Source organism: Arthrobacter sp. TE26545 (genome assembly GCF_056279005.1).
The window spans coordinates 264,190-284,815 of the sequence record NZ_JBWBQM010000001.1; the positions used below are offsets into that span (position 1 = coordinate 264,190).

21 protein-coding genes are annotated in these 20,626 nt (G+C 67.1%); 12 read left to right on the forward strand and 9 right to left on the reverse strand.

Features of this window, described 5'->3' with window-relative positions:
* Nucleotides 1–8 precede the first annotated feature (8 nt).
* Complete coding sequence (locus ACZ9CK_RS01125) at nt 9–1,145, forward strand: NADH:flavin oxidoreductase/NADH oxidase (RefSeq protein WP_476048990.1); 1,137 nt, start codon at nt 9–11, stop codon at nt 1,143–1,145.
* Nucleotides 1,146–1,223: 78 nt separating this feature from the next.
* On the opposite strand, the gene ACZ9CK_RS01130 is transcribed toward ACZ9CK_RS01125, so the two are convergent.
* Nucleotides 1,224–1,844 (reverse strand): response regulator, encoded by a 621-nt coding sequence (locus tag ACZ9CK_RS01130; protein ID WP_476048991.1) that lies wholly within the window; start codon nt 1,842–1,844, stop codon nt 1,224–1,226.
* Nucleotides 1,841–3,046: a sensor histidine kinase gene (locus ACZ9CK_RS01135; RefSeq protein WP_476048992.1), complete on the reverse strand. Its 1,206-nt coding sequence runs from the start codon at nt 3,044–3,046 to the stop codon at nt 1,841–1,843. The genes ACZ9CK_RS01130 and ACZ9CK_RS01135 overlap by 4 nt, the downstream gene beginning before the upstream one ends.
* 203 nt (nt 3,047–3,249) lie before the next feature.
* Between ACZ9CK_RS01135 and ACZ9CK_RS01140 the strand changes: the two genes are divergently transcribed.
* Nucleotides 3,250–3,843 carry a GlcG/HbpS family heme-binding protein gene (locus ACZ9CK_RS01140; RefSeq protein ID WP_426301934.1) on the forward strand — a complete coding sequence of 198 codons (594 nt, stop codon included), beginning with the start codon at nt 3,250–3,252 and terminating at the stop codon, nt 3,841–3,843.
* A 3-nt stretch (nt 3,844–3,846) separates the two neighbouring features.
* Nucleotides 3,847–4,566: an ankyrin repeat domain-containing protein gene (locus ACZ9CK_RS01145; protein WP_476048993.1), complete on the forward strand. Its 720-nt coding sequence runs from the start codon at nt 3,847–3,849 to the stop codon at nt 4,564–4,566.
* Here the strand turns inward: ACZ9CK_RS01145 and ACZ9CK_RS01150 are convergent.
* The 3 genes from ACZ9CK_RS01150 to ACZ9CK_RS01160 are packed head-to-tail and all read right to left on the reverse strand — an operon-like array spanning nt 4,563 to nt 7,225.
* Nucleotides 4,563–5,777, reverse strand: coding sequence for an acetyl-CoA acetyltransferase (locus ACZ9CK_RS01150; protein ID WP_476048994.1), 1,215 nt, complete (start codon nt 5,775–5,777; stop codon nt 4,563–4,565). The two genes, ACZ9CK_RS01145 and ACZ9CK_RS01150, sit on opposite strands and share 4 nt — an antisense overlap.
* Nucleotides 5,774–6,472, reverse strand: coding sequence for a 3-oxoacid CoA-transferase subunit B (locus ACZ9CK_RS01155; protein ID WP_426301940.1), 699 nt, complete (start codon nt 6,470–6,472; stop codon nt 5,774–5,776). The genes ACZ9CK_RS01150 and ACZ9CK_RS01155 overlap by 4 nt, the downstream gene beginning before the upstream one ends.
* 21 nt (nt 6,473–6,493) lie before the next feature.
* Nucleotides 6,494–7,225: a CoA transferase subunit A gene (locus ACZ9CK_RS01160; protein ID WP_476048995.1), complete on the reverse strand. Its 732-nt coding sequence runs from the start codon at nt 7,223–7,225 to the stop codon at nt 6,494–6,496.
* Nucleotides 7,226–7,406: 181 nt separating this feature from the next.
* On the opposite strand from ACZ9CK_RS01160, the gene ACZ9CK_RS01165 reads away from it, so the two are divergent.
* Nucleotides 7,407–8,186, forward strand: coding sequence for an IclR family transcriptional regulator (locus ACZ9CK_RS01165; protein ID WP_476048996.1), 780 nt, complete (start codon nt 7,407–7,409; stop codon nt 8,184–8,186).
* Nucleotides 8,187–8,388: 202 nt separating this feature from the next.
* The gene (locus tag ACZ9CK_RS01170) at nt 8,389–8,763 is read left to right on the forward strand and encodes a VOC family protein (RefSeq protein WP_476048997.1); all 375 of its coding nucleotides are present in this window, start codon (nt 8,389–8,391) and stop codon (nt 8,761–8,763) included.
* Between the two features lie 135 nt (nt 8,764–8,898).
* Here ACZ9CK_RS01170 and ACZ9CK_RS01175 read toward each other — a convergent pair whose 3' ends face one another.
* On the reverse strand, nt 8,899–10,065 hold the full coding sequence (locus tag ACZ9CK_RS01175; protein ID WP_426301947.1) for an MFS transporter: 1,167 nt from the start codon (nt 10,063–10,065) through the stop codon (nt 8,899–8,901).
* A gap of 45 nt (nt 10,066–10,110) precedes the next feature.
* Nucleotides 10,111–11,778: an amidohydrolase gene (locus ACZ9CK_RS01180; RefSeq protein ID WP_476048998.1), complete on the reverse strand. Its 1,668-nt coding sequence runs from the start codon at nt 11,776–11,778 to the stop codon at nt 10,111–10,113.
* 256 nt (nt 11,779–12,034) lie between these two features.
* On the opposite strand from ACZ9CK_RS01180, the gene ACZ9CK_RS01185 reads away from it, so the two are divergent.
* The 6 genes from ACZ9CK_RS01185 (at nt 12,035) to ACZ9CK_RS01210 (ending at nt 17,325) form a co-directional block, all read left to right on the forward strand.
* A complete protein-coding gene (locus ACZ9CK_RS01185) occupies nt 12,035–13,534 on the forward strand; it encodes a CoA-acylating methylmalonate-semialdehyde dehydrogenase (protein WP_426301949.1) in 1,500 nt (499 codons plus the stop codon).
* Nucleotides 13,534–14,622 (forward strand): enoyl-CoA hydratase/isomerase family protein, encoded by a 1,089-nt coding sequence (locus tag ACZ9CK_RS01190; protein ID WP_476048999.1) that lies wholly within the window; start codon nt 13,534–13,536, stop codon nt 14,620–14,622. Before ACZ9CK_RS01185 ends, ACZ9CK_RS01190 begins: the two co-directional genes overlap by 1 nt.
* Nucleotides 14,615–15,538 (forward strand): 3-hydroxyisobutyrate dehydrogenase, encoded by a 924-nt coding sequence (gene mmsB, locus ACZ9CK_RS01195; RefSeq protein WP_426301951.1) that lies wholly within the window; start codon nt 14,615–14,617, stop codon nt 15,536–15,538. The genes ACZ9CK_RS01190 and mmsB overlap by 8 nt, the downstream gene beginning before the upstream one ends.
* Nucleotides 15,539–15,582: 44 nt before the next feature.
* Complete coding sequence (locus ACZ9CK_RS01200; protein ID WP_476049000.1) at nt 15,583–16,362, forward strand: enoyl-CoA hydratase; 780 nt, start codon at nt 15,583–15,585, stop codon at nt 16,360–16,362.
* An 82-nt stretch (nt 16,363–16,444) separates the two neighbouring features.
* Entirely contained in the window at nt 16,445–16,972 is a 528-nt protein-coding gene (locus ACZ9CK_RS01205) for a hypothetical protein (RefSeq protein WP_426301953.1), read from the forward strand.
* Between the two features lie 71 nt (nt 16,973–17,043).
* Nucleotides 17,044–17,325, forward strand: a complete 282-nt coding sequence (locus ACZ9CK_RS01210) for a hypothetical protein (protein WP_426301954.1) — start codon at nt 17,044–17,046, stop codon at nt 17,323–17,325.
* Nucleotides 17,326–17,386: 61 nt separating this feature from the next.
* On the opposite strand, the gene ACZ9CK_RS01215 is transcribed toward ACZ9CK_RS01210, so the two are convergent.
* Nucleotides 17,387–18,853: an insulinase family protein gene (locus ACZ9CK_RS01215; protein ID WP_426301955.1), complete on the reverse strand. Its 1,467-nt coding sequence runs from the start codon at nt 18,851–18,853 to the stop codon at nt 17,387–17,389.
* A gap of 139 nt (nt 18,854–18,992) precedes the next feature.
* Between ACZ9CK_RS01215 and ACZ9CK_RS01220 the strand changes: the two genes are divergently transcribed.
* On the forward strand, nt 18,993–19,565 hold the full coding sequence (locus ACZ9CK_RS01220) for a dihydrofolate reductase family protein (RefSeq protein WP_426301956.1): 573 nt from the start codon (nt 18,993–18,995) through the stop codon (nt 19,563–19,565).
* 135 nt (nt 19,566–19,700) lie between these two features.
* Here the strand turns inward: ACZ9CK_RS01220 and ACZ9CK_RS01225 are convergent, their stop codons facing one another.
* Nucleotides 19,701–20,624 (reverse strand): hypothetical protein, encoded by a 924-nt coding sequence (locus ACZ9CK_RS01225; RefSeq protein ID WP_476049001.1) that lies wholly within the window; start codon nt 20,622–20,624, stop codon nt 19,701–19,703.
* Nucleotides 20,625–20,626: the final 2 nt, after the last annotated feature.

Here is a 20,626-nt window from a genome sequence, read left to right on the forward strand (position 1 = left end):
CCACTGACGTGAGCACACTTTTCTCCGAAGCCGTCCTTTCCGCCCCATCCGGCCAGCTCGCGCTGCGCAACCGGACCTTCCTCGCCCCGATGTGCATGTACTCCGTCGACGCGCGCGACGGCGTCCCGACCCCCTGGCATCTCGTCCATCTCGGGGCGCGGGCAGCGGGCGGGTTCGGCATGGTGATCGCGGAAGCGACCGCCGTGGTGCCGGAAGGCCGCATCTCGCCCGAGGACCTGGGACTCTGGAACGACGAGCAGGCGGCGGCCTTCAGGCCGATCACCGACTTCATCAGGAGCCAGGGCGCCGCCGCCGGCGTGCAGCTGGCACACGCCGGCGCCAAGGCCTCCACCTACGGCAACGTGCCGCGCTTCGTCTCGCAGGGACTCACCGGTTCCGTTCCGGCCGGCGACGGCGGCTGGGTCACCGTTGCGCCGTCGGGCACCTCTGCGCATGGCCTGGCCGAGCCGCGGCCGCTTTCCGCGGAGGAGATCGCCGAATCCGTCCAGGCTTGGGCGGCTGCCGCCCGGCGCGCCGACGAGGCGGGCTTCGACTTCATCCAGATCCACGCGGCCCACGGCTACCTGATCCACCAATTCCTGTCCCCGCTGACGAACACGCGCGGTGATGGGTACGGGGGCTCCTATGAGGGCCGCACCCGGTACTTGCGCGAAGTGGTTGCCGCGGTCCGCGCCGTGTGGCCGGCGGAGAAGCCGCTGGGCGTGCGCTTCTCCGGCTCGGACTGGGTGGACGGCGGCTGGACCATCGAGGAGACCGCGCGGCTGGCCGTGGAACTCCGCTCGCTTGGCGTGACAGTGTTCGATCTCTCCAGCGGCGGGATCGGCGCCTACCGCGGGCCGGTGGGACCGGGCTACCAGATCGCGCTGGCGGACGAGGTGAAGAAGGCACTGGCCGCCGATGCGCAAGAACGGAGCGTGGAGAACGACGCCTTCGTGACCGCCGTCGGGATGATCACCACAGCGCAGCAGGCGGAACAGGTGCTGGTTAACGGCCAGGCGGACGGGGTGTCGATCGCCCGCGTGGCCCTGCGTGAGCCGAACTGGGCCGCCTTGGCCGCCCGCGAACTCGGCGAGGCCGTGGAGAAGACCCCGTTTGCGCCGCAGTACTGGCGCGCGCACTGGTAAGCCCCAAGTAACTCGCAGTTGTTGTCGTTTTGGGCGCTCAAAACGACAACAACTGCGAGTCAGTTGGCCCTCGAACCCCTACCGCATGCCCTCCCGACGCAGGGCCTTGGCGATGGCCGCCGCGCGGGAATCCACCCCGAGCTTGGCGTAGATGTGGGCCAGGTGCGATTTCACCGTGGCCTCGGAAATGAATAACTTGCGCCCCAGTTCCTTGTTGGAGAGGCCTTCGGTGAGCAGGATCAGCAGTTCGGCCTCGCGCGGCGTGAGGGCTTCGTCGGGATTGCGCATTTGCTGGAACAGCCGGCTGGCCACGGGCGCGCTCATGTGGCTTTGCCCGCGTGAGGCCCCGCGGACGGCGGTGAAGATTTCGTCCGGGGCGGCGTCCTTGAGCAGGTAGCCCATGGCCCCGGCGTCGACGACGCGCACGATGTCGGCATCCGAGTCATAGGTGGTGAACACCAGCACTGCTTGTTTGGGCCGGGCCGCGCGGATCTGGCGGATGGCCTCGATGCCGTCGATTCCGGGTCCCATCGACAAGTCCATGAGCACCACGTCGGGCTCGTGTTCCAGAACCGCGGCCACCCCGTCCTCGCCCGTGGACGCCTCGGCCACCACGTCGACGTCGGGCTGCGTGCTGAGCAGGGCCCGCAGCCCGCTGCGCACCACCAGGTGGTCGTCCACCAGAAGCACGGTGATCATAGCTGGCCTCCTTCGGCGCCTGGCGCGGACTGCCCTGGCGCGGACTGCCCGGGTTCCCCGGGATCGGCGGGGTAGATCGGGATCTCCACCCCGATCACCGTACCCTCACCGGGCGCGGACTCCACGGCGAAGGTGCCGCCCAGCTGCTCCACCCGCTGCCGCATCGCCCGGAGGCCGTAGCCGCCTTCCCGGGTGTGCCCGGCGGTGGCGTCCGGCACGAAGCCCAGGCCGTCGTCGTAGATGTCCAGCGTCACGGAGTCCGGCAGGAATCCCAGGGTGACGCTCGCCGTCTGCGCCCGCGCGTGCTGCTGCACGTTCGCGGCGGCGCTTTGCGCGATCCGTAGCAGGGCATGGCGCACCTCCGCGGGAAGGTCCCGGGGCTGCCCGACGACGGCGACCCGCATCCCGGCGACATGCTTGCGTACCGCCCTGGCCAGGGCAGTGTCGAGCGGCTCTTCGGGGGCATCGGCGGTGGCGAGCTCATGGACGAGGCCACGGGTTTCGGCGAGGTTGAGGCGCAGTTGCTCGGCGGCCTGTCGGACTTCGGGGCTCAGGCCTTCCCTGCGGTCAGCGGCCTCCAGGAGAAGCACGGTGCTGGCCAGGCCCTGGGTGACGGTGTCATGGATTTCGCGGGCCACGCGCTCGCGCTCGGCCATGGTTCCGGCGGCGCGTTCGGCGGCCACGGCCTGGGCCTGGGCTTCGCGGAGCTCGTCATTCAGGGCGGCCTGGCGGGCAAGTGCCCCTTCCAGGCGCTCGTACACCAAGGTGAGCACGAGGGCCGCGGCAAGCGGACCGAGCAGCGCCGCAACGTCCGTGAAATCGCTCAGTTTGAACAGCCCGGCAGCGGTGCCCAGGGCCGTGACCGCCGTCGCGGCAGCCGCCTGCCGGGCAGGCACCCCGGAGCGGCACACGAAGAACACCGCGAAGGCACACCACGCGAAGCTCGGCGCGAGGACCACCAGCACCGTCCATACAGCGACAAGGACCCAGGTGGCCACGGTGCGGGCGGGTCCGTGTGATCGCACTGCCGCCACATAGAGGCCGCACAGGAGCCCGGCCAGCACCAGCACCAGGGTGTTTTCGTCAGGACCGTGCCGGAACACATAACGGATGAGCGAGGCCGTGATCAGCACGGCGAAACCGCAATGAACGGCGAAATTCAACTGCCGTTCCCGTTCCGGCCGGGCTTCTGCTGTGGTCATGGCGCAAGTATTGCACTGCGCCGGACTGCGGACCGGCCGGATTCCGCGCAGTTCAAGGGCTCTCATACTTTTGGCTGAGACGGCTAGCCAAAAGCAGGAGGCAGCACGCGCTGAAGTGCCGATGTGCTGCGGATCCTTCCCGGGGAGCATGGATACCAAGAGCCCGGCAGGAACGCCGGCGAAGCCCCCAGAAAGGTGTCACCATGGCGCTCAGCAAGACCAACATCAAGACCCTCTCCGCAGCAGCCGCAGCGCTCATCCTCACCGGCGGCATCACGGTCGCCGCCAACGCCGGTCAGATCGCTCCTGCCGCGGCACCGGCTGCCGCCCAGGCTCCCGCGGCTGTTCCCGCCGTCGACGTCCCCGCCGGCGAAGGCAGCACGGTGGCCCAGAACCGCATCTCCGCCACCGCCTCCGCCAAGGCGGTCCAGGCCGCCCTCGCCAAGTGCGCCGCAGACAAGCTCCCCTTCGTCACCGTCTCCGTGGTTGACCGCTTCGGCACCGTCCAAGCCGTGCTGCGCGGCGACAACGCCGCCGAGCACACCATCGAGGCCTCCAAGCAGAAGGCCTACACCGCCGCCGCGTTCGGCGCCCCCACCAGCGAACTCAACGGCCGCATCAGCGGCAACGGCAAGCCCTCCATCGCCGACCTCCCCGGCACCCTCTTCCTCGCCGGCGGCGTCCCGCTGAAGGTCAACGGCGTGTCCGTGGCCGGCATCGGCGTCGGCGGCGCCCCGGACGGCGCCCTCGACGAGGCCTGCGCAACGGCCGGCGCAGAAGCCATCCTGGCCCAGTAGGCCATGCCTGTTTTCAACGGCGGCCGGAGCTTCTTCAAGGGAGCTCCGGCCGCGTGCTTGATACTTTTCCTGGCCGCGTGCGCGGGCGGCCAGCCGTCCGTTCCGGAAAGCGCCGCGAGCCCGACGGCGGCAAGCACGACGGCGGCAAGCGTCCCGGTGCCGTCGGCATCCGAGGGGGCACCGCCGTCGTTGGCTGCTCCAGCTACCAAGCCGACCCTCGGCAAGGAGGCCCAGATGGAGACCGACCGGCAGCTTATCCGCGCAGCCAAAGCCAACGATCCAGTCCAGGTCAGGAAGCTGATCGCGGCCGGCGGGGACGTCAACGCCAAGGACGACATCCAGGATTCGGCCTTCCTGTACGCCGGGGCGGAAGGCTCCAACGAAGTCCTGAAGCTGACCATCGAGGCCGGCGCGGACGTGAAGGCCACCAACCGCTACGGCGGCACGGCGCTGATTCCGGCCAGCGAGCACGGGCATGTGGAGACAATCAAGATCCTCATCGCCGCCGGTGTTCCCGTGGACCACGTGAACAAGCTTGGCTGGACCGCCATGCAGGAAGCCATCCTGCTGAACAACGGCGGGCCGCGCCAGCAGGAAGCGGTGCGGCTGCTGCTGGAGGCCGGCGCCAGCCCGGACATCCGCGACCCCCAGGGCCGCACCGCCCTGCAGAACGCGGAGCGCCTGGGCTTCGCGGAGATCGCGGCGCTGATCCGGAACCGCTAGACGGTTTCCAGCACGCTGACGTAATTAGCGATGCCCACGCCGCCCATGTTCTGGACGGCGCCGCGCCGGGCGTTTGGCAGCTGCATGGCGCCCGCGGTGCCGCTGAGCTGCATTGCCGCTATGACATGCTGCGACACCCCGGTGGCGCCGACGGGGTGGCCTTTGGCCTTGAGGCCGCCGGACACGTTGATGGGCAGCCTGCCGTCCTTGTACACCCAGCCTTCCTGGATGGCACGTGAACCGTCGCCGCGCGGAGTCAGGCCCATGGCCTCGTACATGATGAGCTCGGCGATGGTGAAGCAGTCGTGCACTTCGGCGAAGTCCAGCCCGTCGATGCTGACGCCCGCCATGCCCAGCGCACGCTCCCACGAGGCGCGGGTGGCCGCGAATTCGGTGGGGTCGCGCTTCTCGGCCGGGAAGAAGTCGTTCGCGTGGCCGAATCCGGCCAGGCGAACCGGCACCGTCGCGCCGCCAGTTGCCGACGTTGAGATCACGACGGCTGCAGCCCCGTCCGAGACCGGTGAACAGTCCGTGCGGCGCAGGGGTTCGGCCACCATGGGGTTCTTCTCGGAGATGGTGCGGCAGAACTCCTCGCCGAAGTCCCGGTGCATCTGGGCGTAGGGGTTATCCATGCCGTTGCTGTGGTTCTTGGCGGCGATGGAACCGAGGACGTCGCCGAGGCCCGCGGTGAAGCCGGGGCCTGCGATGCCTGCGCCGTAGCGCTTCTCGTAATGCCGGGCCACCTCGGCGAACAGGCCGGTGAAACCGGTGGTGGACGACTTTCCGGCCATCTCGTACGACGCGCCCAGGAGCGCCGCCCCCACCACGTCCGCTCCGGCGTCGGTCATCTTCTCTGCACCGATCACCAGGACGTTCCGGGCCGTGCCGGCCAGCACCGCCTTGACGCCCTGCTGGAAGGCAGCCGAACCGGAAGCGCAGGCGTTTTCCGTGCGTGTCGCCGGCACGTTGGCCAGGTCTTCGGACAACTGCAGCGCCAGCGACGACGTGAAGCCCAGGGGCTGCATGCCGGAGTTGAACTGGCCGAGGTAGATCTCGTCGATGTCCCGCGGGTCCAGCCCCGAGCTGTGGATGGCTTCGCCGGCCACCTGGACGATCAGCGATTCGAGGGTGTCGTCGATCAGCTTGCCGAACTTGCTGTGGCCCCACCCGGTGAGCAGGATGTCCTTGCCGAACTGCTCTTTCAAACTCATGCGCCTGCCACCTCCAACACGGTTCCTTCGAGGTGTTCCGTGGATTCGAGTGCCACGACGAAGTCGGCCTCCGTCCTACCACGGATCTCTGCCACGGTGACGCCCGGGGCGAGGCGGACCAGCAGCAGCCGCGCGCCGCCGTCGTCCGCTTTTTCGAGGTCGAACACGGCGAGGTCGGTGATAATCCGGTCAACGCAGCTGGGCCCCGTCAGCGGCAGGGTGCATTCGGTGACGATCTTGGCCGAGCCGTCCTTGGCGTTGTGCTCGGTGAGGACCACCACGCGCGGCGTTCCGGCCACCAGGTCCATGGCGCCGCCCATGCCCTTGACCATCTTTCCGGGGATGGTCCAGTTGGCGAGGTCGCCGTTGCCGGAGACCTGCATGGCTCCCAGGATGGCCACTTTGACGTGGCCCCCGCGGATCATGCCGAAGGAGGTGGCGGAGTCGAAGATGCTGCCGCCGGCGTTGATGGTGACGGTCTGCTTGCCGGCGTTGATGAGGTCGGCATCTTCCTCGCCCTCGAAGGGGAACGGGCCCATGCCGAGCAGGCCGTTCTCGCTTTGGAGGACCACCCGCACGCCGTCGGGCAGGTTGTTGGCCACCAGCGTGGGGATGCCGATGCCGAGGTTGACGTAGTCGCCGTCGTTCAGTTCACTGGCCGCGATGGCGGCCATTTCGTCCCGTGTCCATGCCATGGTTGTGCTCCTCGGTTCTCTTTAGATGGCCAGTGCTTCGATGCGCTGTTCTTCGCACCGGGGCCGGACCGTGCGCTGTTCGATGTCCTTGACCCGCTCCCTCGCCTGCACCAGCCGTTGCACGTACACGCCGGGAGTGACGATGTGGTTTGGATCCAGCTCGCCCGGCTGGACGATCGCTTCGGCCTCGGCGATGGTCACGGCGCCCGCCGTCGCCACCACCGGGTTGAAATTGCGGGCGGTGTAGCGGTAGTTCAGGTTGCCGTCCGTGTCCGCGGTGTGGGCGTGGACGAGCGCGACGTCGGCCCGGATGGCGCGCTCGCGGACGTACGTGACGCCGTCGAACTCTTCCAGCGGCTTGCCTTCGGCAACCAGGGTTCCCACACCCGTCCGCGTGTAGAACGCGGGGATGCCGGCGCCGCCGGCCCGTAGGCGCTCGGCGAGCGTCCCCTGCGGGGTGAACTCGACCTCGAGCTGGCCCGCCAGGTACTGCTGGGCGAAGAGCTTGTTCTCGCCCACGTAGGACGCAATGACTTTCCGGACCTGGCCCGCTTCGATCAGCACGCCCAGGCCCTTGCCGTCCACGCCCATGTTGTTCGAGACGATAGTGAGGTCCTTGGCGCCCGACTCCCGGACGGCGTCGATCAGGTCTGCGGGGATGCCGCTGAGGCCAAAGCCCCCGACGGCGATCGTCAGGCCGTCTGCCATCAGGTCCTGTAACGCTTGGGCTGCGGTCGCGTGGATTTTCGACATCGGGCACTCCTCTTCGAGCTATTGAATCCTGGACCTATCCACTTTGTGGACTCGCGGTACTGATATGCGAGCCTAGGTTTTGTCATAGGGAGGGTCAATGCGATGAAGGCTTGGCGGCTCATGGTGTGGACGGTAGGCTGACGGCTGTCCATATTGTGGATTATTTTCAACGGGAGGCATCATGGCGGCGCACGGAACTCCGGTGCAGGGAGCGCAGGTGGTGGGCCGTGTGGCCGCGCTGTTGCGGCTTGTGGGCCGCAAGCCCGGGGGCACCTCGCTGCCGGGCCTGGTGCGCGAGTCCGGGCTGACCCGGCCCACCGTCCACCGGCTGCTGAGCTCCCTTGCCGCGGAAGGCCTGCTGGAACACGACGCCGGGACCGGAAAATGGGTCCTGGGTCCCGAGATCTTCCTGCTGGGTTCCGTGGCGGCTGCGCGGTTTCCCATGGAAGACATCGCACGCCCCTCCTTGCGCCGGCTCGCCGCCGAAACGGGGGAGAGCGCGTTCTTCTCGATCCGGCGGGGCGATGAAACGGTCTGCGTGCTCCGCGAAGAAGGCTCGTTTCCTGTGCGGTCCTTCGTGCTGCACGAAGGTGTGCGCTTTCCCTTGGGCGTTGCGTCGGCCGGGACGGCGATCATGGCGTTCCTGCCGGAGGAGGAACAGGAGGCCCTGCTCGGTGACTGGGCGGCGCACGCCGGCGGGTTCGCCGTTGGGCATCCTGCAGAACTGGTGCGGGACAACCTGGAGCGGACCCGTCTGGCGGGCTATTCGGTGAACCCCGGCCTGGTCCTCGAAGGAAGCTGGGGGATGGGTGCCGCGGTCTTTGACCGGCAGGGGCGGCCGGCCTGGGCGCTCTCCTTGACGGGCATCGAGCCGCGGTTCAGGCCCGACCGCCAGGAGTTCCTCGGGAAGCTGCTGCTCGAGGAGGCGCACCGCATGACCGCGAAGCTGCAGGGCACCTGATTGGATGGGTAGGTTCAGTCCAGGCGCATCCAAGCTAGACTGGCGGGCGTGATGACCGGATCGGGCTTCGGCCCTGCACGGATCGGCTACCCGGCCGACCTCTGACGCGTGCATGCGCTGTGTGCGCTTGCGCCCCGCGCGCACCTCCTGTGGATCGATGAATTTCTGCCCATCGAAATGAACCACATCCAAGGAGTTATGCATGCCCGCACTTTTCAACCACACCATCATCGCCTCTCTCGATCGCAAGGTTTCCGCTGAGTTCTATCGCGCAATCCTCGAAGCCGAGGAGGCCCCAAGCTGGGGGCCGTTCATCAACGTCTCGCTGGCCGGAGGGGTGATGCTTCAATTCGCCGAGCCTCCGGTGGATATCCAAATGCAGCACTACGCGTTCCTGGTGGACGAGGCCCACTTTGGCCGCGCCTATGAGCGGCTGGTGAGTACCGGCGTCGAGCACTGGGCCGATCCCCAAATGACCCGGCCGGGCGAAACGAACAGCGAACACGGGGGCCGAGGGGTCTACTTCAAGGACCCCTCGGGCCACGCGCTGGAGCTGGTCACGAAGCCGTATTTCTAAGACCACGTGAACAAGCTCGGCTTGGAGGCCTCGTTCCTGACCTTCTTTGCCCATGAAACCGGGGCGGCACACCTATAGCTACGGTGTGCTGCCCCAATTGTGTCTTCAAAGGAGGTCAGGAAGGGCGCCGGAAACTCAGGCCCGGCGCTTCTGCACCAGCAGCACGCAGGCGAAGGACGCGAGCACCCCGGCCAGGGACAGGGCCAGCATCCCGGTGAACGAACCGCCGCTGGACTGGATGAGGGTGCCGCTGAGCACCGGGCCGACCGCGAAGCCGCCACCGATCATGAGGTTGGTGGTGTTCATGACGTGGCCGCCGCCGGACAGATCGGACAGGGTGGACAGCAGGTACGGCAGGATGAACGTCCACGCGAACTTGAAGATCACCGCCGCAACCGCGAACTGGATGAGTCCGGGAGCGCCGAACAGCAGGGCGACGCTGAGGGCCATGGCCAGGTAGCCGGCGATGAGGTAGAGGCGGCGGCGCGGGGTGTCCCCCAGGAGCGTGGCCACGAGCGCGGAGGCGATTCCGGCGACGGTGGCGACGGACAGCACCAGGCTCGTCGCGGAAAGTTCGGTCCCGGCGGCCGCGGAAATCTGGGCCATGAAGGACCACACGCCGCTGAGTGCCACGTAGAAGAGGAAGACGGCGGCGAGGCCGGCCGCGAACCTGCCGAGCGGAACCTTGGTGCGTGCTGCGGCCGCCGCGGGCACTTCGCGGCGCAGCACCTCGCCGTCGATCCGGTTCACCACCAGGAGGCAGGCGACGCCGAGCCCGGCCAGCGTCCAGTAGATCGCCGAAACCCCGGCCCCGGCGAACAGGGCCGGGAAGATCGCCAGGATCAGGGCACCCATGGCCAGCTGGAAGACCACGAAGATCCCGAAGGCCCGGCTCGGATTGGAGGTCTTGCCGCTGAGGGTCAGCAGGATCACCGTGATCGAGCCGGCGGCCAGCGAGGTGACGAAGCGGACGGCCACCAGGAGCGGGAAGCTGTCCACGAATCCGGAGAGCACGTTGCCGGCGATCACGACGGCGGTGAACAGGTAGGACGCGGTGCGCAGGTTCATGCGCCGCAGCCACAGGTACGCCGGCACGGTGGCCAGGCTGAAAGCGCCGAGTTCGAGCGAGAACAGGCCGCCCAGCTGGACCGGGGTGAGCCCGAACTGCTGGATCAGCTTGCCGGCGACCACAGGGGCGATCAGCAGGACCGTGTACAGGACCGCGCTGTAGACGGCCACGTAGGTGTAGGTTCCGCGGTCGGATGCCCTGGTGGGCACAGCGGTATTGAGGAGGCTTGTCATGGCTGCCCTTCCGTTGGCAGGGAATCAGTTGGGGGATGTTGCCGCTCAGGATTCGGCGTCGTAAACCTTCAGGCCGGCGAACCAGGTCTGGCGGGCGTGGATGGACGGGATCTTTTCGATGCCGGTTTCATGCGGGTTTTCGCTCAGGACGATGAAGTCCGCGGATTTGCCGGGGACCAGCGAGCCGGCGACGTCGTCGATCCCCATCGCCTCGGCGCAGGCCGTGGTGTAGACGGCGATCGCCTCGTCGAGCGTGATGGCCTGCTCCGGCCACAGGCTTCCCGGGAAGGTGCCGCTGGGATCCTTCCGGGTCACCAGGCCGTAGATCCCTTCCCAGGCGTTGGGTGAGACGCTGACCGGCCAGTCGGATCCGCCGGCCAGCCGTGCGCCGGCGTCGAGCAGGATTCGGTTGGGCTGCATCTTGGAGGCGCGTTCGGGCGGCAGCACGGTGGCGATGGCCTCGGAGATGACTCCCGGGAACCAGAGCGAGGGCGAGATGTCCGCGGTGACGTCCAGCTCGGCGAAGCGCCCGTAATCGTCCGGGTGCACGAACTGGCCGTGGGCGATGTGGTACTTGGTGTCCGTGTGCCCGGCGGCCCGGACCGTAGCGATGGTGTCCAGGGCGAGCCGCACGGAGGCGTCGCCCGTGCAGTGGATTTTCGCGGAAATGCCCCGCTCGGCCGTGCGGAGCAGCCAGCCTTCGAGTTCTTCCGGACCCATCGTCGCGCTCCCGCAGTGGCATTCCGGGAACCCCGCTTCGGGCAGGTACGGCTCCAGGAAGGCGCCCGTGCCCGCCGGCGGCACGCCGTCCAGGAAGATCTTGATGAAGTCCGGCCGGTGGTGTTCGCTGCGCAGCGCGTCCCGTTCGGAGATGATCCCTTCGCCCAGGGGAGTGGTGCCGAAGATGAAGTCGTTGGCCTGCATGGAGGTGACCACCCAGGCGTGGAGGCGGCCGTCGTCGTCGAGTTGCTTGAGGGCTTCCAGCAGCTGCAGGGAGGCCGCGGCGTCCTGGAAACCGGTGACGCCGTAGGAGTGCAGGAGCTCGATGCCGCGTTCCGCCGCGCGGGCCAGCCTTTCCGGGGCCATCGGCTGCAGCCGGGCGAGGGTCTGTTCAAGCAGCACCCCGCCGGCCTCGATCAGCACCCCGGTGGCGCGGCCGGCGGCGTCGCGGAGGATCTGGCCGCCGTCGGGATCCGGCGTGGAGTCGGTGATCCCGGCGAGTTCCAGCGCGCGGGAGTTGGCCCAGCGGTTGTGCTTGCTGTCGTCCTTGAGCAGGGCCGGGCGCCCGCCTGCCGCCTCGTCGAGGCGCCGCAGCGCGTCGGGGGTGTTGAGTTCGGCCAGCAGCCCGGAGCCCCAGCTGCCGCCGGTGATCCATTCGTCGGGGCCGAGCGTGCCGGCGTGGTCGCCGATGGAGGCGAGGAACTGCTCCAGGGACTGCGACGGCGGGGCGTCCAGTTCGAACAGATCCATCTGTCCGGCGAGCATGTGATGGTTGTGGACGTCCAACAGCCCCGGCATCACATAGGCGCCCTGGAGGTCGACGACGGCGGTGTCCGGTCCGCGGCTCGCGTCGGCTTCCGCGCCAATCGCCAGGACCTTGCCCGCCTTGACGGCCAGGGCGGACGTCCGGGTGCCGGCGGGGTCCAGGGTGTCGATGACGCCATTCACCAAAAGGAGATCGGCCAGCAGGAGATCGGCGTGGTGTTCGGACATGCGTGCCAGTCCTTTCGCTCGGGATGCGATTCAGACTAGGGGCGCCGCCTTCCGCGGGCTTTGTCCAGCAGCGCAGGGGACTTGTCCGGCAGAGCTCGTCCGTGAGCTGCACCACTCTGGAAAATAGTAGGAAGTCCGAGTATATTCGGGACCAGATGGCCAGCCGCGCCGAAATCCACGGCCGAAATCCGTGGTTCAGCGCGGCCGCGGCACGGTCTTCCGGCAGTCCTTTCCGGCAATGCGAAGGAGCATTCTGATGGTCCGCGAACTTTCCCACTACATCGACGGCCAGAGGGTGGACGGCACATCCGGCCGCTTCAGCGACGTCTACGATCCCAGCACCGGCGAGGTCCAAGCCAGGCTTCCGCTGGCCAGCAAGGCCGAGGTCCAGGAGGCGGTGGCCAACGCCGAGAAGGCCCAGCTCGAATGGGCCGCCATGAACCCGCAGCGCCGGGGTCGGATCCTGCTGAAGTTCGTGGATCTGGTCAACGAACACATGGACGAGCTGGCAGCCCTGCTCTCTTCCGAACACGGCAAGACCTTCCTCGACGCGAAGGGCGACATCCAGCGCGGCATCGAAGTGGTGGAGTTCGCAGCCGGCGCCCCGCACCTGCTTAAGGGCGAGTTCTCGGACAGCGCCGGGCAGGGGATAGACGTGCACTCGCTGCGCCAGCCCCTCGGCGTCGTCGCGGGGATCACCCCGTTCAACTTCCCGGCCATGATCCCGCTGTGGAAGTCCGGGCCCGCGCTCGCCGCCGGCAACGCCTTCATCCTGAAGCCCTCCGAACGTGACCCCTCCGTGCCGCTGCGCCTGGCCGAGCTCTACAACGAGGCCGGCGTGCCCAACGGCGTCTTCAACGTGGTCAACGGGGACAAGGAAGCCGTGGACGCCCTGCTTGAAGACCCGCGGGTCAAGGCCATCGGCTTCGTCGGGTCCACCCCGATCGCCCAGTACATCTACGCCACCGCCGCGGCCCATGGAAAGCGGGCACAGTGCTTCGGCGGCGCCAAGAACCACATGGTGATCATGCCGGACGCGGACCTGGACATGGCCGCGGATGCCTTGATCGGCTCCGGGTACGGATCTGCCGGCGAGCGGTGCATGGCCATTTCCGTGGCGGTCCCGGTGGGTGAGGAGACGGCCAACGCCCTCGTGAGCAAACTGCAGGAACGCATCAAGGACCTCAAAGTCGGCCCCGGGATGGCGGACGGCGTGGACTTCGGCCCCGTGGTGGCGGCCTCGGCCAAGGAACGGATCGAAGGCTACATCCAGGCGGGCGTCGACGCCGGCGCCACCCTCCTCGCGGACGGCCGCGGCCTCACAGTGGACGGCTACCCCGGCGGCTTCTGGGTGGGCCCCACGCTCTTCGACAACGTCACCAAGGACATGTCCATCTACCGGGAGGAAATCTTCGGCCCGGTGCTGAGCGTGCTGCGCGCGGCGGACTACGACGAAGCCCTCCGGCTCTGCTCCGAGCACGAGTACGGCAACGGCGTCGCGATCTTCACCCGCGACGGCGACGCCGCCCGCGACTTCGCGAGCCGCGTGGAAGTCGGCATGGTGGGCGTCAACGTCCCCATCCCCGTGCCGATCGCGTACTACACCTTCGGCGGCTGGAAGGCGTCCGGCTTCGGCGACCTCAACCAGCACGGCGCGGATGCCTTCCGCTTCTACACCAAGACCAAGACCGTCACCACGCGCTGGCCCTCCGGGGTCCGCCAAGGCGCCAGCTTCGTGATGCCGGCGGGCAGCTGATGGGGGCCGAACCGGAGGTCCTTTTCGAGCAGCGCGGCCAGCTCGGCGTCGTTACCCTGAACCGGCCCAAGGCCGTCAACGCGCTGAACCACGGCATGGTGCTGGCCATGCTGGAGCAGCTCACGGCCTGGGCCGCTGACGATTCCGTGGCAGCAGTCCTGGTGCAAGGCGCGGGGGAGCGGGGCCTGTGCGCCGGCGGCGACATCGTGGCGATCTACCAGGACATGCTCGACGGCGGCCACGCCACCGCCGACTTCTGGCGGGACGAGTACCGGCTCAATGAGCTGATCTCCCGGTATCCGAAGCCCTACGTCGCTTTCATGGACGGGCTGGTCCTGGGCGGCGGCGTCGGGGTGTCCGCGCACGGCTCGCACCGCATCGTCACCGAGCGGACCCGCACCGGCATGCCGGAAACCACCATCGGTTTTGTGCCCGACGTCGGCGGGACGCTCCTGCTTTCAAGGTCGCCCGGCGAGGCCGGAACCCATGCCGCGCTCACCGGCGCTCACCTGACCGGGGCCGACGCCCTGTACCTGGGGCTGGCCGACTCGTTCGTACCGTCCGGCGAGCTCGCCGCGCTCGCAGCAGCACTGGAAAAGGCAGCACTGGAAAGCTCGACGCCGGATGACGCCGTCGCGCGTTTCGCACAGGTGCCGCCGGCATCGGCGCTGGCGGGGCAGCGGGAGTGGATCGACCCCGCGTACTCTTCGGACAACGCGGAGGAGATCGTGCGCCGCCTGCGGGCAGCGGGCGGCGAAGCCGCAGCGGCTGCGGACACCATCGAAGAGAAGTCACCCACGTCCGTGAAGGTCACCTTGGAATCGTTGCGCCGCGTACGCGGGCGTTCCCTGGAGGAGGCACTCGCCCAGGAGTTCCGGGTAGGCGTGCATTGCCTGGCCGGTGCCGATTTCCGGGAGGGAATCCGGGCGCAGGTGGTGGACAAGGACCGCAATCCGCGGTGGAATCCGGCCACGCTGGCGGAAGTGGAACGGGCCGCCGTCGAACGCTATTTCGAACCGCTTGACGCTTCGAACAGGTCAACGGTGCAGGAACTCACACTCGATCCGAAGGAGTCCGACCATGTCTGAGAACGCAAGCACCGGAACCATCGCCTTCCTGGGCCTGGGCCACATGGGCGGGCCGATGGCGGTGAACCTCATCAAGGCGGGCCATACGGTGGTGGGCTTCGATCCCGTGCCCGCCGCGGTGGAAGCGGCGAAGGCGCACGGCGTGCCGATGGTGGATTCCGCCGCCGAAGCTGCTGCCGGTGCGGCCGTGGTGCTGACCATGCTGCCCAGCGGCAAGCATGTGCTGGACGCGTACCGGGGCGTGGACGGCGGGCCCGGGCTGCTGGCCGTCGCCGCCCCGGACACCCTGTTCCTGGACTGCTCCACCATCAACGTGGACGAAGCCAGGGAAGCGGCGGCCATCGCGGTCGAGGCCGGGCACCGCTCCGTGGACGCCCCGGTATCCGGCGGCGTGGTGGGTGCCGAGGCCGGAACTTTGACGTTCATGGTGGGGGCGCTCCCGGCGGACTTCGACACGGTGAAACCGATCCTGGAACACATGGGCAAGAGGATCGTGCACTGCGGCGATCACGGGGCGGGGCAGGCCGCCAAGGTCTGCAACAACATGATCCTCGGGGTTTCGATGATCGCGGTGAGCGAGGCCTTCGTGCTCGGCGAGAAGCTGGGGCTGACGCACCAGGCCCTGTTCGACGTCGCCTCCAACGCCTCCGGCCAATGCTGGGCCCTGACCACTAACTGTCCCGTTCCCGGGCCGGTGCCCACCAGCCCCGCCAACCGGGACTACCAGCCCGGGTTCGCCGGGGCGCTCATGGCCAAGGACCTCAGGCTCGCGGTAAACGCCTTGGAGAGCACCGGCGTCGACGGGCAGATGGGGCACCTGGCCTCGAAGATCTACGACGCCTTTGCCGCGGAAGGCGGCGCTGCGCGGGACTTCTCCGGGATCATCACGGACATCAGGGACAAGTCCGGCAAGTAGCCTTGGTGGCAACTGAACCGGTATTGAAAGCAAAGGGGAACGGCTTGGCGCAGCAAAACGGGAACATCCTGGTGGAAATCCGAGGGCGGGTGGGGCTGGTGACCCTGAACCGGCCACAGGCGTTGAACGCACTGAACAAGGCCACCATGGAGGAACTCGTTGCCGCGGTGACCGCCATGGACTCGGACCCGGCCGTAGGAGCAGTGGTGATCACGGGCTCCGAGAAGGCCTTCGCCGCCGGTGCCGACATCAAGGAGATGGCTTCCAAGGGCTACCTCGAGATGTACGTCGAGGACTGGTTCCGCGGCTGGGAAAACCTCACCCGCCTGCGGATTCCGATCATCGCCGCCGTCTCCGGCTTCGCCCTGGGCGGCGGCTGCGAACTGGCCATGATGTGCGACTTCATCATCGCCGGGGACAACGCCAAGTTCGGCCAGCCCGAAATCAACCTCGGGGTCATCCCGGGCATGGGCGGCTCGCAGCGGCTCACCCGTGCCGTCGGGAAAGCCAAGGCCATGGACATGGTACTGACCGGTCGGTTCATCGACGCCGAAGAAGCCGAGCGTTCCGGGTTGGTGGCGCGCGTGGTGCCGGCCGCCGTCGTGGTCGACGAGGCGCTGAAGGCCGCCGAACTGATCGCGTCCAAGTCAAAGCCGGCCGCCATGCTGGCCAAGGAGGCAGTGAACGCCGCCTTCGAGATGGGGCTGGCGCAGGGAGTGGTGTTCGAACGCCGCGTGTTCCACTCCCTGTTCGCCAGCGAGGACCAGAAGGAAGGCATGGCCGCGTTCACGGAAAAGAGGGCCCCGGAGTTCAAGGGGCGGTAATTGACTTGACTCGGGCCGCCGGGGTTCCGAAGACTGCGGTGCTGTAAGCAATTCATAAGTCAACGGAGTTCTTGGGGGAACTATGCCTGAGTGGATTTCTGCGTTTACGTCACTTCTTGCGCTGATTGCCGCAGGCTGGGCGGGATACACCGCGAGCAGGCTTTATGGGATTGAAAGCGGTCGGGACAAAAGGACGGAAGACGCCCGACGCCGGGAACAGGCCGCCAGGGTCGCTGCCTGGTGCGCGGTGCATTTCGACGGAGGCATTCGCAGCAACGGCCTTGTCATCCGCAATGCTTCAGAAGCGCCTATCTACGATCTGAAGGTGGAGAGCAACGACTCTGCCGGGAAGACCCGGCCGCGGCTTCAGCTCCATGTCCTTCCGCCCGGCGACTATTTTGCGGCGGAGACCGGGGACAGCTACAGGTGGGCATTTCCGGAGCACGTCCAGGGACTCAATGGACTGGTCAGGCCGATCACCAAGAAACCCGAATGGCGGGTGACAGGCTTCAGTTTCAAAGACGCCCAAGACATTTGCTGGGAGCGGACCGACAACTGTGGCCTCCGCGAGATGGAACCGTCGGCAGGCCTCATGGCGGTGGGAAATTGAAGCTCACCCGGACGGTTGCATATTGGTGCGGCCTTGGAGGCTTTCTTGCGGCTGCCGTGTTCCTTGCCGGTTTGGCCACCGGGCCCGCGTTGTGGGGTGGCGGAGCCGCACTGCTGATTGTCGTTTTCCTGCTGGACCGCTGGGGACGAAAGCACGACGGCGCCGGCCGCCTGGGTACCAAGACCGAATCGTCCTTCCTCGGGGTGGCATCCGTGGTATTGCTTGGTTTGGCTTTTCTGTCCCGGGGAACGCCCTTCACATCGTGGCTGATTCCGTTGCTCGCCGCGGCCGCGTTTGCCTTTGTGCTCGGCTGGTACGTTTCGCTGGCCCGGCGCCGTGAAGCCGCCGATTGATCCCGCAGATCACGTGACTTGGCGGGTCTAAGATCCGCCTGATCTGCAGGATCATCGGCAGTCACTGCACCGGAACAGGCTCCTCGTCGAAGATCATGTGCTCGCCGAGTTTCATTTGCACATGCTGCGCGGCTTCCTTGCCTTTTGCGTACCATGCCGGGCGGATCGGCAGCTGGTAACCATCGGCCGCGATGACAAGCAGCATCCCGTCCGGGAACCGCTGCACGCCGACGACATCCTCCCACCGGATCGTGCACGTGTTTCCCTCGTTGAGGCTGATCCCTTCATCCCCGACGACGAGCTGGGCGCTGCTGGGAAGCCCGGCGATCGTGCCGCGGATGCTCCGCCGGTACACCTGCCCCCGGAGCGGCGCATGTTGCCTTTCCTGTTCGGTGTTGAGGCCTTCGTCTTGGAGCCAGACACCCTCGGGAACACCGACCAACAGGGACTGATCAAGCTTGTCCAATGCTTCCTGGCACTGTGACGGCGTCAGGCTCCTGACCAGGCTGAGTCTTCCGGCCGGGTCGAGGGCCGGTTCATCGATCAGGTGGTAGCGGGCCGCACCGATCACGGCGTCGAACCTTCCCTCAGGATCCGTTTCGTAGCCGTCCCAGCTTTCGGCAACGGCGTCCAGCTCCGCCTGGGTCGGTCCATGGCTCCGCAGTTCCCGGAGAATCCTGAGCAGGCCCAAACGGGTTTCCTCGAGGTGTTCCGGCGGCGGATCCGCTTCGAAGCACATGATGCCGGTGCCGTCTTTGTGGAACACAGGAGTGAAGTCGATGTCGTAGATCCATCCGTGCTTCTGCCGCAGCTCGTCGTGGGCACGTTCGCAGACAATTTGTGCCATCGCGCAGGCCGCTTCCCGTTCATCATCCGTCGCCGCGGAAATCTCGAACGACACCCCGAGCAGCGGAGCGGGTTGTTCGAACCACATGGGCAGTGGCAGGTCCATGCGGTCCTGGGTGGCAAGCGGGCGCCGAGGACCCTGGGGAAGCGGGAGACGGAGTCCTTCGGGTGGCGGTCCGCTGAGGACGAGCGCAGCGTTGCCTGCCGTGAAATAGCTCCTGAGGTGCTCCTGCACTTGGTTCTCCGTGATGGCGTTGAGCGCCGGGGGGACGACTCCGACGAGACCTACGGACTTGAGTCCATACCGGTAGCGCACATGTGCGGCCTCAACGGGTCCGGCGGACATGCCGCCCTCGGCGTTGAGGATCTTCTTTTCGACCGGCAGCCGGTCCAGTTCAGGAGAGCCAAGCTTCGTGCAGACATCGGCGATAAACGCTGTTACGACATGCGGTTTGCCGGTGACCATGAAGGAGGTGAAACTCGGCTCCACACTGGCATTCCTGCCGTGCCGCGGACCCTGGATTGCGGACATGGTCAGGTGCTCCACCAAATGCGTGATGCCCGTGGTCATGAACGTTTCGTCCCGGACTCCGACGCGGAAAACAAGGTGGGCGGTCAGCGGTTCAGGCCCCGCGACCCAGAAGACGGGGACACCATCGATCTCCGTGCGCTCAAATGTCATGCGAGAGATTGTATGGGTCCCGCATCGCTTGCCCGCTACACCGCCGGAACGTGTCTCCCGCCCACCCTTGTCCGCCCGCGATGCCGAGCGTAGAGTCCCACCTGCCCGTAGCCGGACGCTGCGTGCGGGAGGGAAAACCATGGGGCAGCTGGTAGTCCAGCAGTTTGTCACCGCGGATGGCTTCGCCGCGGACCGGAACAACGAGTTCAAAGCCTACGAGTTGCTCGACGGCGGCACTGCGGAATTTGAGCAAAGCCAGCTGGAATGGCTCAGTTCGGTCGAGACCATGGTGCTGGGAGCGAACACCTACTGGATGTTTGTCGAATACTGGCCGACGGAGGCATCCGCCCAGGATGCGATCGCGCCGGCGTTGAATGGACTGCGCCGGCACGTGTTTTCGAAGACCCTCACCGAAGCGCCATGGGGCGACTACCCGGCAGCGACGATCGAGTCCGGCGACGCGGTCGAAGCGATCCGCCGGATCAAGGCCGAAAGCCAGGGAGACGTGGTCCTGTGGGGGAGCCTGAGCCTCAGCGAGGCATTCTTCAAGGCCGGGGAAGTGGATGCCGTGAGGCTGGTGGTGATGCCTGTGGCGCAGGGCTCCGGCCGTGGCGTCTTCCCCACGGACATGGATGCCAGGGCCATGCGCTTCCTGGGTGCGGCCCCTTACGACCAAGGCCTGGTGGAACTGCGTTACGCCCTAGATCGCTGAACCCGCCTTCTGTGCCCTTGAACCTTCTGCGCCCTTGAAAAGGCTGCCGCAGGAGTACAAAGGGCGGTACTTTGGGAGGGTCCTGTCCTGTCGCGCTGGGCGGCAGGGCAGGACCCCTCATTTTGGATGTCGGTTTCAGGGGATCTGCACACCGAAGCCGGCATTGTGGCTGTCGTTGGCGAAGATCAGCCCGACCACCTTCGAATCCGCCGTGGCAAAGACAGCGGAACCCGAATCGCCCTGGCGGACCGTTCCCTGATTGAACGTGATGACGTCCCTGAACCAGGCCCAGCGGCCGTCCATGAACTCCATGACAAACCGTCCGGTCACACTGGCGATGGTGGCATTCTGCACCACGCCGGTGGTCTTTCCGATCCACTGCACGGCATCGTTGACCGCCGGGCCGCGGAGACCGACAGGCACGCCAATGCCGTGGATGTCCGGATCGCCGTCCGTGGCCGTCATGTCGCACCACGCCAGATCCGTCCTGTTGAAAACCGGGCTGGGCTGGTTGCGGTTTGCGTAAGTCACCACCGGTTCGTAGCCGGAGACCGTGGTGAGCGTATTGCCCCACAGCGCCCAGTCCGGCTGGTAGACGGTGGGACCACGGGTCCCGTTCATGGAGATCACGTGGTTGTTCGTCAGCAGGCGGAACCGGCCTCCCCAGGTGATGTTCACGCCGAGGGTTCCGGTGGCGTCCGTGAAGAAGCCATCAGACACGGCGATCTTGTATCCGCCAGGTGCGGGCCTGACCCTGCCATCCAGTTGACAGAGCCGGATCACTCCTGACTTGACCACATCGGTGGGAACGTGTTCCACGCGCGGTGCACCGCCGTCGTCCTGGGCGTGGACTTCCACGAAAGGCGGTACCGGAAGGTCGTCAATTCCCAGCTCTGACGACGGCTTCTTTTCCACGACGTGGACGACGACGGCCAGGTCATCCGTCTGCCGGCCGCTGACGGCTTTCGGACCCACCGTGAGACCGGTGATGTTCGCGTTCGAAAGCCACGGACTGACGCTCTGCAGCACCGGTTCGATCTGCTCCCGATTGAGGGCCACGT